Here is a 16,076-nt window from a genome sequence, read left to right as displayed (position 1 = left end):
GAGTTGGGACTGCGGAGTCACCGTCGTATCCGACTGCGGAAGAGGCAGGACGAAAAGAACCCGCCGGGCGTCTCCGTCGTGGGGGGAGAGACGCCCGGCGGGCAGTGTCGGCTGGGGCCGGATCAGACCTGGCCGGCCTTCTCCAGGGCGGAGCAGCAGGTGTTGACCAGCAGGCGGGTCACCACGTACGGGTCGACGTTGGCGTTCGGGCGGCGGTCCTCGATGTAGCCCTTCTTCTCGACCTCGACCTGCCACGGGATGCGGACCGAGGCACCGCGGTCGGAGACACCGTAGCTGTAGACGTTCCACGGGGCGGTCTCGTGCTTGCCGGTGAGGCGGGACTCGATGTCGGCACCGTACTGGGTGACGTGCTCCAGGACCTTCTCCTGGCTCTCGCCGAGCGACTCGCAGGCGGTGATGATCGCGTCGTAGCCCTCGCGCATCGCCTTGGTGGAGAAGTTGGTGTGCGCGCCCGCACCGTTCCAGTCGCCACGGGCCGGCTTCGCGTCCAGGGTGGCGTCGATGCCGAACTCCTCGGCGGTGCGGTACAGCAGGTAGCGGCCGATCCACAGGTCGTCGGAGACGGTCAGGGCGTCGACCGGGCCGATCTGGAACTCCCACTGGCCGGGCATGACCTCGGCGTTGATGCCGCAGATGGCCAGGCCGGCCTCGATGCAGCGGTCCAGGTGCAGCTCGACGATCTCGCGGCCGAAGACCTCCTCGGCGCCGACGCCGCAGTAGTAGCCGCCCTGCGGGGCCGGGAAGCCGCCCTCGGGGAAGCCGAGCGGGCGGGAGCCCTTGAAGAAGGTGTACTCCTGCTCGATGCCGAAGATCGCCTCCTGCGCGGCGAACTTCTCGGCCACCTCACGGAGCAGCGCACGGGTGTTGGACTCGTGCGGGGTGCCGTCGGTCTCCAGGACCTCGCACAGGACCAGGATGTTGTCACCGCCGCGGATCGGGTCCTTCACGACCTTGACCGGCTCCAGCACGCGGTCCGAGGCGTGGCCCTCGGCCTGGTTGGTGGAGGAACCGTCGAAGCCCCAGGTGGGGATCTTGTCCGCGTTGGCCAGAACACGAGTCTTGGAACGGAGCTTGGCCGTCGGCTTGGTGCCGTCGATCCAGATGTACTCGGCCTTGATCGCCATCGCGGGGTACCTCACTGCTTGGGTGGTGGGTGCCTGCGTACTGTTGCAAGCCGCCGTTTCCCGGTTGTTTTTCCTATGTAACGCCCATGTGAACCAACCGTCCGCAGTGGCACGCTCACACACCGGCAGTGCCAGGCCGCCGCGGGCCCGGTGCCCCGGCGCGCACAGAGCGGTGCCCCGGAGCGCTCGAACCGCACTCCGGGGCCACGTTCGCCCAGCTGCCAGGGCATGCGCCCACCAAAGGGCGGTGTCAGCCGCAGTGGAAGGCCGCGTTGCCGAACCGGCCGCTCCAGTACCACGCGTGGTTGCGATCGGGGGTGTCGTTGTCGAAGGTCTCCGCCCACAGGCTGATGCAGTGGCCCTGGGCGTTGACGCGGACCGGCCCGGCGAACTGGCTGTAGAGCCTGCTGTCCGTCGGGTCCTGGTCGATCGCGGTGCGCGTGCAGTTGCTCGCCGGGGACGTCTCCGCGCAGGCCTCCAGGTTGACGTAGGTGTGGCTCGGCGTGCCGGAGAGAGCGGGCACCTTCACGTTGACGGCGCAGTTCTGGCCACTTGACGAGTCGTAGTACAGGTGCGCCCAGCTGAACACGTTGCCGTTGTCGTCCTTCACCGCGTACGGCGAGCCGCTCACCTCGCTGCCGGAGCAGCCCCAGCCGCCAGCCGCGGCCGGGCCGGCGGTGGCGAACGTCAGCCCGCCGCCGAGGGTGAGGGCCGCCATCGCCGTGACGGCGAGCCGGCGGACCGTTCCACGTATGCCACGCATCTTCTGGCGTCCTTTCACGGATTTGCCCACAGGGCCGCGCCCTTCCTGGCGCGCCCGATCACCCGGCCAGCGTGGCGAACCGGTGTAACAACTCCGTCTCACCACGGTACTGCGGGTGGAAACCGGACGACAGCCGACCCGGAGGAGCTCACCCCACACGTCGGGTCTGCCGTGCTGCGGGACCCGAGGGAGGAGGGCGGTGGCGCACCCGCCGGCTTCCTCCGTGCTTCGGCGGCGGCGCAGGCCACCGCGGTTCGAACGCGACCGGAGGGCGGTGTCAGCCGCAGTGGAAGGCCTCGGGGGCGAACTGGCCGCTCCAGTACCAGGCGTGGATGCGGTTGGAGGTGTCGTTGTCGTAGGTCTCCGCCCACAGGCTGACGCAGTGGCCCTGGGCGTTGACGCGGACCGGCCCGGCGTACTGGCTGTAGCGCTTACTGAAGTCCGTCGGGTCGTCGTCGGCCTGGGTGGACGTGCAGTTGCCCGGGGACGTCTCCGCACAGGTCGCCAGGTGGACGTAGGTCCAGCTCGGCGTGCCGGAGAGAGCGGGCACCTTCACGTTGACGGCGCAGTTCTGGCCACTTGACGAGTCGTAGTACAGGTGCGCCCAGCTGAACACGTTGCCGTTGTCGTCCTTCACCGCGTACGGCGAGCCGCTCACCTCGCTGCCGGAGCAGCCCCAGCCGCCAGCCGCGGCCGGGCCGGCGGTGGCGAACGTCAGCCCGCCGCCGAGGGTGAGGGCGGCCATCGCCGTGACGGCGAGCCGGCGGACCGTTCCACGTATGCCACGCATCTTCTGGCGTCCTTTCACGGATTTGCCCACAGGGCCGCGCCCTTCCTGGCGCGCCCGATCACCCGGCCAGCGTGGCGAACCGGTGTAACAACTCCGTCTCGCCACGGTACTGCGGGTGGAAACCGGACGACGACCGGCCCGGAGGAAGGTGCGACGTTCACCGCGGTGGGTGCGGTGGGTGCGATGGGCGCCGATCGACCTGCACCGCCGCCACCTGCGGCAGCAACTTCTCCAGCGCGGCAACAGGCGCCACCACGCTGGCACGCGCGGTCAACCCAGCAGCATCAGAGGCGCGTTGAAGCACTCGCCGGTTACGAGAATCCTGCATGAGCCAACTTTCAGGCAGACCCTTCGCCGTGGGTGAACGCGGAGGTCCCACATGCTGGCCTGCGCGTCGATTTCGGCAGTTCAGCGGCCGCTGAGCCGATCCCTGGGTCCGTCTCGCGGCTGCCTATAATCGGGCGGGGGTGGTCTGTGCTCGGACCAACATGGGACCTGAGCTGCCGGCGCTCCTGGGGGGATGGTTTGGAGACTCGATTCGGGCTGCTCGGGCCTCTGTCGGTGTGGGACGGCCCAGAGCGGCGCAGCGTCCCGGGCCCGAAGGTGCGGCTGCTTTTGGGGGCCCTGCTGCTGCAGCCCAACCAGGTCGTATCCCTCGACCGGCTGCAAGAGGTCCTGTGGGGAGACGAGCCGCCGCCGACCGCTGTCTCCTCGTTGCACAACCACTCCGCCGGGCTGCGCAGGTGTCTGGGGCCCCGGCTTGCTCAGCGGCTCCGGGCGATTGCGCCTGGCTACCTGCTGGAGGTTCGCGACGCGGAACTGGACAGTCAGCTCTTCGCTGTCCATGTCCAACGGGCTCGGGCCGCTCAGCGGCGGCAGGACTGGCCGGCGGTCGAGTCCGAGTCGGATGCTGCGGTGGCGCTGTGGCGGGGCCGGCCGTTCGCGGACGTGCCTGCTCTGATCGACTGTTCTGAGGCTGCCCGTCTCCTGGAGCTGCGGCTGCAGGCTCTGGAGTGCCGCTTCGAGGCCGGGCTCCATTTGGGCCGGCACCAGGAGATGGGGGCCGAGCTGGCACTGATCGCGGCCGACTACCCGCTGCACGAGGCGTTCCACCGCCAACTGATGCTGGCTCTGCACGGTAGCGGCCGCACCGCTGACGCCCTCGAGGTCCACCGGGCGCTGAGGGAGGCCCTCGCCGAGGAACTCGGAGTCGACCCCGGCCGCCTCGTGCAGGACGCCTACCAGACTCTCCTCGCCGCGGACCGATCCGCCGCAGGCCACCCGGGGCGGGAGAGTCGGCCCGCCGGCATTCCGTCCCAGCTGCCGCGACCCGTCAGCGGATTCGTCGGCCGCCGGCGCGAGTTGGAGCTTGTGACCGCCGCGCTGGCAACACCGAGCGGTCTCGGCCTCCGGGGCGGCGGCGACACCGCCGCGACCGTGGTCATCTCCGGCATGGGCGGTGTCGGGAAGACCGCCCTGGCCATACACGCGGCCGACGCCCTGCGGGCCGACTACCCGGACGGGCAGCTGTACGCCGACCTCAACGGCTTCGCCGCCTCGCCGCCTCGCGAGCCGCAGGAACTACTGGCACGGTTCCTCGTCGATCTCGGTATCCCCGGACCGGACTTGCCCGACCACGCCGACGATCGGGCCGCCCTGTTCCGGGCCACCCTCGCTGAGCGCCGCGTACTCCTGCTCCTCGACAACGCCGTCGACAGCACCCAGGTCGCCCCGCTGATCCCCGGAGGCAGCCGGTGTGCCGTGATCGTGACCAGCCGTCGCGCCCTGGTCGGCCGCCTCGACGGCACGCACATCTCTCTGGAACCGCTCGGGTCGGAAGGGCATGAGCTGCTGGCCTCGGTCTGCGGCCCGGACCGGGTCACCGCTGAACCCGACGCCACCCAGCGCATTCTCGCCGCCTGCGGCGGCCTGCCCCTGGCGCTGCGCCTCGCCGCGGCCCGCATCGCCAACCGCCCCAACTGGCCACTGCAGGTCATCGCCGACCGGCTGGCCGATCCTCCTCGTCGGCTCGAGCTCCTTTCCGTCGACGACACCTCGGTGCGCACCGTGTTCGCGATGAGCTACCAGGCCCTGCTGGACAGCGGCCGCCAGGTGGAGGTGGATGCCGCCCGCGCCTTCCACCGCCTGGGACTGTGGTCGGGCCACCCGCTGTCCCTCGAAGCCGCTGCGGCCCTCCTCGGCGAGCAGGTCGACGTCGCGCTCGACCTGCTCGATGTTCTGGTCGATGCCCAGATCCTCCAGTCACCGGCGGCGAACACCTACCAGCTCCACCACCTGGTGGCCGAGTACGCGGCCGAACTCGCCCGCTCCCGGGAGACCGCAGAGGCCCGGAACGCCGCCGTCGGCCGCCTGCTCACTTGGTACACGGCCGCCGTCCACCGTGCCGACTCGCTCTGCTGGGCTTACGGAAGCGAGGCAGAGGTCGAGCTGCTGCCTGCCTCCTCCCCGCTGCCCGAACTCACGTCGGCTGAGCACGCCCTGGCCTGGCTGCGCCGGGAGATGCCTGCCGTCAGGTGCGTCGTCCAGCGAGCCGGCGACTACGGCCTGCCCCACTTCGCCTACTCGATCGCCACCATGCTGCGGGGCTACGGGAACAGCTACTGGTGGGACGGCCACTGGGAGGCCGTCGTCACCGACGCGCTCGCCACTGCCCGCGCCCACGAGAACCGCAAGGCGGAGGCCGACCTGCACAACCTGCTGGCCGCCAGTCATGGCCTGACCGGCCGGTACGAGGACTGCCTGACCCACTTGAACGCGGCAGAGGAACTGCACCGCTCCAACGGAGACCTGCGCGGCCTTGCCGCAGTCCTGGGCAACAAGTCGCTGCTCCTCGACGAACTCGGGCGCCGTGATGAAGCCTTCGACGCCGCCGAGCGCTCGATCGATCTGTACCGAGAAGCCACCGGCCGCGACAACATGCTGGCTCTCCACGGACTTGCGGGCCTGTACCTGAAGGCCGGGCACGCCGGCACCGCAGAGCCCATCTACCGGCGGGTCCTGGAAGAGTTCCGGCGCGACCGTCTCCCCGGGCCGGTCGCTGCCACCCTGATCAACCTCGGCGACACCCTTCGGTGCCTCGGGCGGCAACAGGAGGCCCTCGCGGCGCTCGACGAGGCGCTCACCATCACCGAAGACCTCGAAGACCACTCCGGCACGGCGGACACCCTTGAGACGATCGCCCGGGCCCACGCCGGCTCCGGGAACCTGGAGGCGGCCAGGGACAGTTGGACTCGTGCTCTCGCACTCGCCCGTCAGATCGGCGCCGCACGCGTGATCACCGACAGTCTCACGGGACTGCGGTCGCTCGATCCCTCGGACGAGCCCGGAGCCGATGACCGCGCCGGACGTTGAGCCCGGGAGGGCGGGACCGCCGCAGCGATGCGGCGGTCCCGCCTTCCCGGTCTACAGGAGGACCCCGTCGCGTACCGCGTGAGTCCTGCGGCCGGCCAGGTGCGATCAGGTGTAGCAGTAGTTCATGTTGCCCCGGTGGTGACCGGCGGTGCCGGTGGACCAGGTGGCGTTCCCGTTGACGTCGTAGAACACGAAGTTGCCGTCGTCCCTGATCTCGGCGTGGCCGCCCGGCGCCGGGTTCAGGGCTCCCATGGTGCAGACGATGTGGCCGGAGGAGTTCATCAGCTTGACGTATCCGGACTTCGACCAGTCCAGGGTCGTCACGCCCTTCCCGCTCGTGCCCGAGGCCCACAGCGGATACTGGTCCTCCCCGTCATAGCCGTAGAGCACCAGATTGCCGTCGGCCAGGAGGTACAGTCCCGTCAGAAGGTTGTTCGAGCCTGCCCCAGAGCCGCCGGCCTGCCAGTCGGGCTGGGCGAGGGTGAACGTCGCGACCGACGCATCGGCCATCGCAGTAGTGGCGGTCATTGCGAGCGCACCGGCGGCCGCGGCGCACACCATGGCGACGCGCCCCAGGCGCCTGCGCGCCCTGGAGGCACCGGGCTTACTGAGTATCACGAGTGTCCCTTCGACGTGCCGCTTCGCTGCTCATCGCCGGTGCGCGGCAGAACGGTTGGATGGTGGGCGGACGCTGTGCCGCCGATGCCTCTGGGCAGGGCCCAGCCGCGCGGGTCTGCGGCTGGACCGGGTGCTCAGGTGTAGCAGTAGTTGAGGTTGCCCGGCCCGTTGGAGGTGTTGGTGGACCAGGTGGCGTTGCCGTTGCCGTCGTAGAAGACCATGTTGCCGTCGTCCTGGATCCGGACCGTTCCCCCCGGGGCGGGGTTGAGCTTGCCGAGGGTGCACACGACGTGGTTGGAGGCGTCCAGCAGTTTGGCGTAGCCGGACCGCGACCAGTCCACGTGGGTCACGCCCCGGCCGCTGGTGCCACTGGCCCACAGCCGGGTCCCCCCGTCGGTGTCGCTGATGGTGTGCAGCACCAGGTTGCCGTCGTTGTACAGCTCCAGCGTGACGCTGGAGGAGGACACGCTGGTATTGGCGTACCAGTCCGGCTGAGCGAGGGTGAAGGTGGCGGCCGTGGCGTCCTGCGCCATCGCCGCCGTGCCGGACACACCGACTGCGACGAGAGCCGCCGCGCCCACCACAGCGGCCCGCAGCCCGGCCTTCCTCAGACGTGAACCCGGGAACTGACGTGCCGTCATGCGATCTCCTCAATGGATGTGGTGCGGGATTCGGCCGAGCATGGCGCCTCGAACCGGGCAGTGCACTGATCGTGTCGTCAGCCACTCATAGTTGACTCATGTGTTGATCACACACGACGGAGGCGAGCTGGAACTGGATCCGCCAGAACGAAGCGGACCGGCGCGATACCGGGGATCGCCCCTTGCTGCGCCCCTCGCGCACACCGGTCGCGCGTCGCACGCGGGATACAGCGCTGATACGACCCCAGCAGGCCCGCCTCCACTCGGAGGGCGGGCAGTCGTGCTGTCGCGTTCTGATCGGACGCGAACGAATCATGACGCAGTCGTAGATAACTCGTGTAACAATCTGCCTGCCCATCATCACAGGGGACACGTCGTCGCCGAGCCAGGGGGTTGCGGCGGCTGCGGCGCTCGGCACGACCGGAGCACCAGCAGAGCACAGGGGGGATGCCGGAATGTTCGAATCGCACACGGTCGGCCGCGGCGAGGTGGCCCTTGTCCCGTAGGCCACGACCTCTTGATCCCAACGACGGCCCGCTGCAGGCGTTCGCGTACGAGCTGAGGTGTCTGCGGCAGGAGGCCGGCAACCCGACGTACCGGGCACTCGCGGCGACGGCGGGTTTCAGTGCCACGACGCTGAGCGATGCCGCCGGTGGCATGCGCAAACCCACGCTCGAGGTGACGCTGGCGTACGTCGGCGCTTGCCGTGGCGACGTCAAGCTCTGGGAGAAGCGCTGGTACGCGCTCGACCGCCGACTCGCCGGCACGGCTGGAGCCGATGCGCAGGTCCGGCCCAGTGCGCGGGATCAGCCCGATGCGCGGGTTCAGCCGTCGCGGGTCCAAGGCCCCCGGATCGTCTCGGCGGTGATCGGGCCGACCGAGGCGAGCGCCGAGGAGCGCGGCCCGGTGGTGGACGCGCTGCCGGAGCACGGCTTCGGACCCGAGCCGGTCGACGGCGAGGAGTCGAGCGCACCGCGCCCGCGCTGGTGGTGGCCACGGGCGTGGCTGCCTGCCCTGGGCTTCGCCTTGGTGCTGGGGCTGACCGGCCTGCTCGTGGTCTGGCAGCGCGCGGCGGGCGGCACGGACACGGACGCCGTGTCAGGCTGTCCGGCCAGCCCGGCCGGCGGGACGACCTTCCACGGCACGACCTACGCCGGGGACACGCGGGTCCGCAGCGGCGCCACCCGCGGCGCGTCAGTGATCGGCGATATCCCGCCCGGATGCAAGGTCCACTTCGTCGGCTTCTGCATCGGTGACGTCGTGATGGACTACACGGGCGGGACACCCGACGCGCGGTGGTTCGAACTGAGCGGCGGCGGGATGGTCTCGTCGGCCACGGTGCACGGCAATCCGCCCGCAGGCTCGAAGCCGGACGTCTGCCCCGGTGGGCTCCCGGCTCCCGCGTCGATCTCTCTGACGGTCTCTCAACATCCGACCGATCCCGATGGCCTGGACCTGCACGCCACCGGCTCCTACCTCGGCATCGTGGGGTTCGCCGCGTACTTCTCCGACAGCGGTCAGGCGGTACCGGCGCCGCGCTGGCACCAGCTCGGCCTGACCGACGTCGGCCCCGAAGGGTTCACCGTGCCCTGGCACCTCGCCAAGCGGACGGCCGATCAGGGCCCGATCCGGCTGGCCGCGGTCGCCTGCCTGGGTGGTGACGGTCCCACCGACGTGGTGGACGCCCTGGCCCTGCCGCCTGCCGCCGTTCCCACGCAAGCGCGGCCGGTGCCACTGGGCGAGGGCGAGCGGAGCGCGGCCGCGCAAACCGCCTGTCGCTACCCCACCAAGTAGCACCGTCCAGGTAACAGCATCGCCCGGCAGGGCGGGGGTTCACCGTTCGGGAACCGGGTCTGGCCCGCCGGATGGCACAGGAACGTTACGGGCTACGCGAAGAGTGGGCCGCGCGGCGTGGCCGAGCGACGGCACCCTCGGCCGCGCCGTGCCCTGTCCCCCGCCTCGGCTACACCACGCCGGTAGCCACCGGCAGCGGCAACCCGTACACGCCGGCGGGGGTCTGCGGCAGCGGCCTCGGCGTGGTCGACTCGCACGCCCTGCCCGGCGCGGTGGTCTACCTGCTGTTCAACGGCGCCACCGGTCAGAACTGCGTCACCACCATGGCCACCCACCCCGCCGGCCAGGTGGCGATGGACGCGACACCGGCCGCGCAGGGCGGCACCCCGGCGAGCAACCCCGGCAGCTTCACGTACTACGCGGGCCCGGTCACGCTCGCCGCGCCGAAGGTCTGCGTGCGGTGGGGCGGCTCCTACGCGGGTGCCTCGTGGACCAGCGACTGGAGCCACTACGACTGACGGCTGCTGTGCCCACGGTGCCGGCTCCGCCGGGGGCCGGCACTTTCCGTCTCCTCAGGCCGCCCCATCGGGCCGCCCGTCCGTTGTCCGGCTGTCCGGATGTCCGGATGTCCGGATGTCCGGACACCGTCCGGGAAAGTCGACGCCTCCTACTGACGGCTTGTTCAGGATGAACGCGCTGTCCGGAGTTGATCACCCATCACCAATCTCCGCAGCCCTAACACCGTGTCGGCGCATTAGTAAGGAGTGACTGATCGTCACGGGCGCGCCGCCAAGCGCGCCCGTCGCCTTCCACCACCCACGGCAGAGGAGAACAGGCGAGTGGAGTTCGGGATTCTCGGGCCCCTGCTGGTCCGCGACGGCGGGCAGACCCGCGCTGTCCCCGGCCGCAGGCAACGTGCGCTTCTCGCGGCGCTCCTGATCCGGCACGGGCAGCCGACATCGGCGGATTTCCTGGCGGAGGCGGTCTGGGACGGACAGCCGCCCCGGAGCGCGTCCGCCGCCCTGCGCAACTACGTGATGCGACTGCGCAACGCCCTGGGCGAGTCGGGCAAGCGGATCCGGACCACCGCCGGCGGCTACCTGATCGACGTCGACGACCAGGAGCTCGACGTCCAGCGGTTCACCCTGCTCCGGAAGCAGGGCGTCTCGGCACTGCGGCATCAGGACTTCGAGCGTGCGGCCACCCTGCTGGACGAGGCCCTGGGGCTGTGGCGGGGGTCGGCGTTGGAGGACATCCCCTCGGACGTCCTGCACCGCGAGGAGGCCCGCTGGCTGGCCGAGGCCCGCCTGGACGCCTTGGAGGCGCGGACCGAGGCGCGGCTGTGCCTGAACGGCGACGCCGATGCTCTCATCGCCGAGCTGCGCGCGCGCACGGCCGAGCACCCGGAACGAGAGCGGCTCTGGGGCCTGCTCATGACGGCGCTGTACCGGGGCGGGCGGCAGTGCGAGGCGTTGACCGTCTACCAGCGGATGCGGCAGACGCTGGTCGAGGAGATCGGTGTCGAGCCCGGCCGCGAACTGCGCGAGATCCACCGACGAGTCCTGCGCGGGGAGCCCGATCCGTACGGGCCGACCAGGGCACGCTCCGAGCCGATCAGCGCGGTCTCCGTGCCGGCGACCAGGCCGGCCAGAGGGTCCGTGGCCGCGACCGGGCAACCGACAGCCGCGGAGCCGGCGACCGCGCGGGTGAACGCCGGCCCGGGGACGGTAGCCGTGACGCCCTGCCAGCTTCCGTCGCCCCTGCCGGAATTCACCGGCCGCGAGGAGCAGGTGTCCCTGCTCGTCGACCGGCTGACCGCCGCGAACCGCCTGGCACCGTTCGTCGCGGTGATCTCGGGCCAGCCCGGGGTCGGCAAGAGCGCGCTCGCCGATCAGGTCGCACACGCCGTCCGGACTGAGTTCCCGGATGGCACACTCCGCGCCGACCTCCACGCCACGGCCGAGCAGCCCGCCGCCCCCGCCGCCGTGCTCGGCGCCTTCCTGCTCGCCCTGGGAGTTCCCGCCGAGCGGCTACCGGTCGGCCTGGACGAGCGCGTCTCGCTCTACCGCTCGCTGCTGACCGGCCGCCGCGTGCTGGTGGTGCTGGACGACGCCCGCGACATTGCGCAGCTGCGCCCGCTGCTGCCGAGCGACCCCGGCTGCGCGGCGCTGGTCACCAGTCGCCACCGGCTGCCCGACCTGCTCGAGGCGCTGCCGCTCGGACTGGACGTGCTGACCGTACCGGAGGCCGAGCGGCTCATGCACCGGCTGGTCGGGTCGCCCCGGGTGGCGGCCGAACCGCAGGCGGTGGCCCGGATCGTCGACGCCTGCGGTCGACTCCCGCTGGCACTGCGGATCTGCGCCGCCCGGCTCGGCGCGCGGCCCGCGTGGAGCATCGGGTACCTCGCCGACCGCCTGACCGACGAACTGCTGCTCGACGAACTGCGGGTGGGGAGCCTGGACCTCAGGGCCCGGGTGGCGGCCAGCTACCGGGCACTCGATCCGAGCGCCGCGTGGGCCTTCCGGGTGCTGGCCACGGCCGCGGACGGCCGGTTCTCGAGCGCGCAGGCAGCCCGGGCCATGAACCTGCCGCTGCTGGTCGCGGAGGAGGTGCTCGAACGGCTCGTGGACGCCCATCTCCTGGTCACCGACACCCCCGGCAGCTACTCCTGCCCCGCCCTACTGCGCGCCTTCGCCCGCGAGTTGAGCCACCCGCAGGGCCATCCTCGGGTCCGGGTACTGCCGGTGCCCGCAGCTAGGGCGCGTATTTGGTTGTGATCGAGTATGGGTGCAGATCTGATGAGGGTGCTGTTGATCAGGCCGCGAGTGTGAGGTGGTCGCGGTAACGGGCCTGGTGGTTGCGGGCGAACTCCTGCTTCTCGTGCCAGGTCCAGTAGGTGTCGAAGTCGGCGTCGGCTCGTAGCGCGCGGAGTGCCGGGTCACCCCCCGCATCCGCTCCGGCCATCGGCCGGCACCTCGTCCAACCCGAGTCGCGCCGTCAGCCGGACACAGCCACAAATCCCGTGTTACGCGCCTGTTAGGCGCCTGTTAGCCGATCCCGAGAGGCTGGCACCGCTGACCGCACGACCAGCACGGCACATGCCCGCCATGGCGTTCGGTCGAATCCCGCACCACATCCAATCAGGGTCCCGGGAGTCCACGACCAGGCTGCTTCTTCAGCGCAGCAGGCCAGCGACGTGGGGCGGCCCCTCAAAGGATCTGCACCCTTTCCGTTTCCTGAAAGAAGGTTGTTTCGCCATGTCCATCCTGAAGAAGATCGCTGCCGTCACGGCCCTTGCTGTGCCGATGCTCGTCGCGATTCCCGCGACCGCTCAGGCCTCCACTCCGTCTGGTTGTTCCAGCGTCACGCAGATCGGCAGCACCGCCTACCTCAACGTCGGCGGGGAGACGATGGCGTCGGTGAAGCAGTACAAGGGCTGCGGGAAGAACTACTCCTACCTGTACGTGTGGCAGAGCTACCGCTCCGCCCACAGCGACTGGGATGCGTGCGCGGCCATCGTCACCAACGGCGGACACTCCGTCCAGGACCCCCAGTGCGGCCACAACGAGGTGGAGCTGTGGTCCTTGGGCGCCGACACCCTGTCGCAGTGCACCCAGGCCCTGGGCTGGAACGGGAACGACGGCATGCCCTACCCCGGCGACATCGCCGTCAAGACCGACGAACGCTGCTGACCGTCCGGCCCACGGCGACCACTGGGGCGCCGGGTCCCCGAACGGCTGCTGCTGACTGTCCGACGGATTCCCCGAAGCCGGTCACGTCCATCGAGCAGTACTGACCCCCGAACCGTCACCAGAAGTTGTACCGGTCGCCCGGCGGCGCCGGGGCAGCGGCAAGTGCACCTGCCCCGGCGCCGCCCTTCTGCGCAGCAACCACGTCAGCGACGGCCGCACCGACCGGCGGTGCGGCTGAGCGCTGCCCCGGTCGGGAGCCCTCCATCGGAGCCCTCACCCGCCTGCTGCCCGACACCGGGACGAGGTCGGGGCCGATCCCTCCACCGAACCAGAAGGAACCACCACATGGCATCCGCCATCAAGACCCGCAACGCCGCAACCCGACTGCTCGCGGCCGTCGCCGTCCTCAGCGGCCTGGTGCTGAGCACCGCACAGGCCCACGCGGCGACCCCGCCGTCCTCTGCCGAGGTATCGGCGGCCACCACCACCGCGCTGCCCGAGGTGGACATGGAAGCCACCGTCCTGGCTGCCCAGATCGATCCCCGACGCCCCGACAGCACGCAGACCCCGGGGGCCCATGACTCGGTCCTGGCCGTCGAGCAGGCTCTGCAGGCCCGTGGCTTCCTCGACGCCCGCTGGGTGGACGGCTACTTCGGCACCAGCACCACCGCCGCCTACGCCGCCTTCCAGCGCTCCCTCGGCTACACCGGTCTGGACGCCAACGGACTGCCCGGCGTCACCTCCCTCACCGCGCTCGGGCAGGGCCGGTACACCGTCACCCACCAGATCAGGGCCGGCGCGCGCCTGCAGCGCGACGGATACACCGTCGACACCCGCACCCAGAACATGCTCACCGAAGCCGAACGCCTCCTGGGCTTCAGCCTCACCCTGTCCCAGGGCTCCTACAACCCCGGCGGCGATCCCACCTCCGCGGGCACCCACGACGGCGGTGGTGTCGTGGACATCAACGTCGACGGCATGTCCAGCACCACCCGCACCGCCGTCGCCAAGGCACTGCGCCAGGTCGGATTCGCCGCCTGGGTCCGCAACCCCACCCAGGGCGACTGGCCGTGGCACATCCACGCCGCGGCGATCAACGACACCGATCTGTCCACCCAGGCCCAGAACCAGACCGGTGACTACTACCTCGGCCTCAACGGCCTGGCCAACCACGGCGCCGACGACGGCCCCCGCATCCCCATCCAGACCTGGGAGCAGTACCAGCGCAGCCACTGACCGCGCACGGTACCACCCGAGCACGACCAGAGAACCCGTTGATGACACGTCACGAAAAGAGTAGGCCTTGAAGAAGATACGCACCACGCTCGCCGTCGCCGGCACCGCACTGGCCATGGCCGTCCCCCTCATCGGCGCCACCTCCGCCCCCGCCTTCGCCGCGTCCCGCGACGGATCCTGCGACGACGGAGAGTTCTGCTACTACTACAACAGCAACGAGGCCGGCTCGGTCTCCGACTTCACCGGCTCCATGAGCGACCTCGGAGCCACCCAGCCGAGCTGCTACGAATTCAAGGGTGCCGGCAACGGCCAGGGTGTCTGCGTCAAGAACAACGCCGCGTCGGTGTGGAACCGCACCGACAAGACCGTCCGCGTCTACTTCAACAGCGGCTTCGGCGGCGCCAGCCAGGACTTCGCCCCCGGCGAAAAGGGCAACCTCAACTCCACGCTGAAGAACAACAACGCCTCTCACCAGTTCCTCGGCGGCGGCGGCAGCAGCACTGGCTCCCAGAGCGCCACCGACGACTTCGACCACCGCAGCCGCGGCTTCGCCGACGACAACTGCACCGCCTTCGCGGCGTACCGCATCGCCAGCCGTCTCGGTGTCCCGGACTTCAACAACTTCTGGGGCGGCGTCACCTGGGGCGACGCCCACAGCTGGGCCAGCGCCGCCCGCAGTGCCGGCGTCACCGTCAACACCACCCCCACCGTCGGTGCCATCGCCGTCAACACCGTCCACAAGAAGGGCCACGTCGCCTACGTCAACGCCGTCTACTCCGACGGCTCCTTCGACGTCGAGGAATACAACTGGAACCACGACCTCGCCTACGGCACCCGCAGCCACCTCCACGTCAGCAGCGAAGATCTCGAATTCCAGTACATGCTCCACTTCTGACCAACCACCAGCAGGACACCCGGCACACCTGAGCCAAGGTCAGCTTCACAGCCGGGATGATCTTGTGGGTGTGCAGGTCACGGCGGTGTGACGATGTGCGCCGAACGCAGCGGTACGCATCGAAGCCCCGTCGGACAGGCGATCTCTCCAAGTCGCCTTCGTCCGACGGGGCTTCGACGTGCCGCCTGGGTTCCGCGCCACACGCACCGGGCGGCGACGGTGGCGTGTCGCGCGCCAGGCTTTGACGATGTGCACCGTCACGCCCCGGCGCTCGGCCTCCGTGGTGATGAGGTCGAGTTGGTGGCGCGCGCCGTCCACGAGCACGACCCAGGGCCGGCGGTGGGTGGGGTCGCGGTGCTCGGCCTCGTCAAACGCGGCGGTCACGACCTGGGCGGCGGTGTCGTCGACCGAGCCGGTCAGCCACTTGGCCCTGGCCTTGGGCCCGGGACGGCGTTCGCGCGCCTCGTCCTGGCCGTCGCCGCCGTGGGGGGCGGGGTCGGTAATGATGTCGTCGACGCCGCGTTTGGTGGGCTCGGCGTCGTGGACCGCTACCAGGGTGGCCATGCGCTTGCGGCCGTGCTTCTCCCCGGCGGCGAGTCGAGGACGGTTAGGGCAGTCGCCAGTCCACCGGCTGCGCGCCCTGACCGACCAGCATCTCGTTCGCCCGGCTGAACGGACGGGAGCCGAAGAAGCCCCGGTCCGCCGACATCGGGCTCGGGTGCGCCGACTCCACCGCGGGCACCGGCCCCAGCAGCGGGCGCAGGTTACGGGCGTCGCGCCCCCACAGGATCGCCACCAGCGGACCGCCGCGCGCCACCAGCGCCCGGATCGCCTGCTCGGTGACCTCCTCCCAGCCCTTGCCCCGGTGTGCGGCCGGCTTGCCCGGCGCGGTGGTCAGGGCGCGGTTGAGCAGCAGGACGCCCTGCTGCGTCCACGGGGTGAGGTCGCCGTTGGAGGGCGGCGGGAAGCCCAGGTCGCGGCCGTACTCCTGGAAGATGTTGATCAGGCTGCCCGGGATCGGGCGGACCTGCGGCGCGACCGAGAAGATCAACCCGACAGCGTGAGCAGATGACAGATCCGATAACAGCGCCTGACCGGGTCGGCACCATGCCTTCCGTCGCGCCCGGGCC

14 protein-coding genes and 1 pseudogene are annotated in these 16,076 nt (G+C 70.5%); 7 read left to right on the top strand and 8 right to left on the bottom strand.

Annotation, left to right across the window (positions count from 1 at the left end; translation table 11 throughout):
- Positions 1 to 122: 122 nt before the first annotated feature.
- From glnII to ABD369_RS06895, 3 genes are all read right to left on the bottom strand, one after another.
- Positions 123 to 1,145 carry a glutamine synthetase gene (gene glnII, locus ABD369_RS06905; RefSeq protein ID WP_344635327.1) on the bottom strand — a complete coding sequence of 341 codons (1,023 nt, stop codon included), beginning with the start codon at positions 1,143 to 1,145 and terminating at the stop codon, positions 123 to 125.
- 250 nt (positions 1,146 to 1,395) lie between these two features.
- Positions 1,396 to 1,908, bottom strand: coding sequence for a hypothetical protein (locus tag ABD369_RS06900; RefSeq protein ID WP_344635326.1), 513 nt, complete (start codon positions 1,906 to 1,908; stop codon positions 1,396 to 1,398).
- A 277-nt stretch (positions 1,909 to 2,185) separates the two neighbouring features.
- On the bottom strand, positions 2,186 to 2,698 hold the full coding sequence (locus ABD369_RS06895) for a hypothetical protein (protein WP_344635325.1): 513 nt from the start codon (positions 2,696 to 2,698) through the stop codon (positions 2,186 to 2,188).
- A gap of 525 nt (positions 2,699 to 3,223) precedes the next feature.
- On the opposite strand from ABD369_RS06895, the gene ABD369_RS06890 reads away from it, so the two are divergent.
- Positions 3,224 to 6,070 carry an AfsR/SARP family transcriptional regulator gene (locus tag ABD369_RS06890; protein ID WP_344635324.1) on the top strand — a complete coding sequence of 949 codons (2,847 nt, stop codon included), beginning with the start codon at positions 3,224 to 3,226 and terminating at the stop codon, positions 6,068 to 6,070.
- A gap of 105 nt (positions 6,071 to 6,175) precedes the next feature.
- Here the strand turns inward: ABD369_RS06890 and ABD369_RS06885 are convergent, their stop codons facing one another.
- Positions 6,176 to 6,598 (bottom strand): hypothetical protein, encoded by a 423-nt coding sequence (locus tag ABD369_RS06885; RefSeq protein ID WP_344635323.1) that lies wholly within the window; start codon positions 6,596 to 6,598, stop codon positions 6,176 to 6,178.
- 224 nt (positions 6,599 to 6,822) lie between these two features.
- A complete protein-coding gene (locus ABD369_RS06880; RefSeq protein ID WP_344635322.1) occupies positions 6,823 to 7,329 on the bottom strand; it encodes a hypothetical protein in 507 nt (168 codons plus the stop codon).
- Positions 7,330 to 7,824: 495 nt separating this feature from the next.
- Here ABD369_RS06880 and ABD369_RS06875 point away from each other — a divergent pair, with 495 nt between their 5' ends.
- The 3 genes from ABD369_RS06875 to ABD369_RS06865 all read left to right on the top strand — a co-directional run bounded on the left by ABD369_RS06875 (position 7,825) and on the right by ABD369_RS06865 (position 11,900).
- Positions 7,825 to 9,123 (top strand): hypothetical protein, encoded by a 1,299-nt coding sequence (locus tag ABD369_RS06875; protein WP_344635321.1) that lies wholly within the window; start codon positions 7,825 to 7,827, stop codon positions 9,121 to 9,123.
- A gap of 71 nt (positions 9,124 to 9,194) precedes the next feature.
- Positions 9,195 to 9,641, top strand: a complete 447-nt coding sequence (locus ABD369_RS06870) for a hypothetical protein (protein WP_344635320.1) — start codon at positions 9,195 to 9,197, stop codon at positions 9,639 to 9,641.
- A gap of 321 nt (positions 9,642 to 9,962) precedes the next feature.
- On the top strand, positions 9,963 to 11,900 hold the full coding sequence (locus ABD369_RS06865; protein ID WP_344635319.1) for an AfsR/SARP family transcriptional regulator: 1,938 nt from the start codon (positions 9,963 to 9,965) through the stop codon (positions 11,898 to 11,900).
- 37 nt (positions 11,901 to 11,937) lie between these two features.
- Here the strand turns inward: ABD369_RS06865 and ABD369_RS06860 are convergent, their stop codons facing one another.
- Positions 11,938 to 12,087, bottom strand: a complete 150-nt coding sequence (locus ABD369_RS06860) for a hypothetical protein (protein WP_344635318.1) — start codon at positions 12,085 to 12,087, stop codon at positions 11,938 to 11,940.
- A 293-nt stretch (positions 12,088 to 12,380) separates the two neighbouring features.
- On the opposite strand from ABD369_RS06860, the gene ABD369_RS06855 reads away from it, so the two are divergent.
- The 3 genes from ABD369_RS06855 (at position 12,381) to ABD369_RS06845 (ending at position 14,946) form a co-directional block, all read left to right on the top strand.
- On the top strand, positions 12,381 to 12,815 hold the full coding sequence (locus ABD369_RS06855) for a hypothetical protein (RefSeq protein WP_344635317.1): 435 nt from the start codon (positions 12,381 to 12,383) through the stop codon (positions 12,813 to 12,815).
- Between the two features lie 345 nt (positions 12,816 to 13,160).
- Positions 13,161 to 14,051, top strand: coding sequence for a peptidoglycan-binding domain-containing protein (locus ABD369_RS06850; RefSeq protein WP_344635316.1), 891 nt, complete (start codon positions 13,161 to 13,163; stop codon positions 14,049 to 14,051).
- A gap of 67 nt (positions 14,052 to 14,118) precedes the next feature.
- Positions 14,119 to 14,946: a CHAP domain-containing protein gene (locus ABD369_RS06845; protein ID WP_344635315.1), complete on the top strand. Its 828-nt coding sequence runs from the start codon at positions 14,119 to 14,121 to the stop codon at positions 14,944 to 14,946.
- A 45-nt stretch (positions 14,947 to 14,991) separates the two neighbouring features.
- Here ABD369_RS06845 and ABD369_RS06840 read toward each other — a convergent pair whose 3' ends face one another.
- Both ABD369_RS06840 and ABD369_RS06835 read right to left on the bottom strand, forming a co-directional pair.
- A complete protein-coding gene (locus ABD369_RS06840) occupies positions 14,992 to 15,510 on the bottom strand; it encodes a hypothetical protein (protein WP_344635314.1) in 519 nt (172 codons plus the stop codon).
- A gap of 43 nt (positions 15,511 to 15,553) precedes the next feature.
- A pseudogene (locus ABD369_RS06835) lies at positions 15,554 to 16,009 on the bottom strand (uracil-DNA glycosylase); the annotation flags it as partial.
- Positions 16,010 to 16,076: the final 67 nt, after the last annotated feature.

Origin of the sequence: Kitasatospora cystarginea, from assembly GCF_039533515.1 — a bacterium.
GTDB lineage: Bacteria > Actinomycetota > Actinomycetes > Streptomycetales > Streptomycetaceae > Kitasatospora > Kitasatospora cystarginea.
Note: the sequence above shows the minus strand (reverse complement) of the source record. Positions and strands in the feature narration are given on the sequence as shown.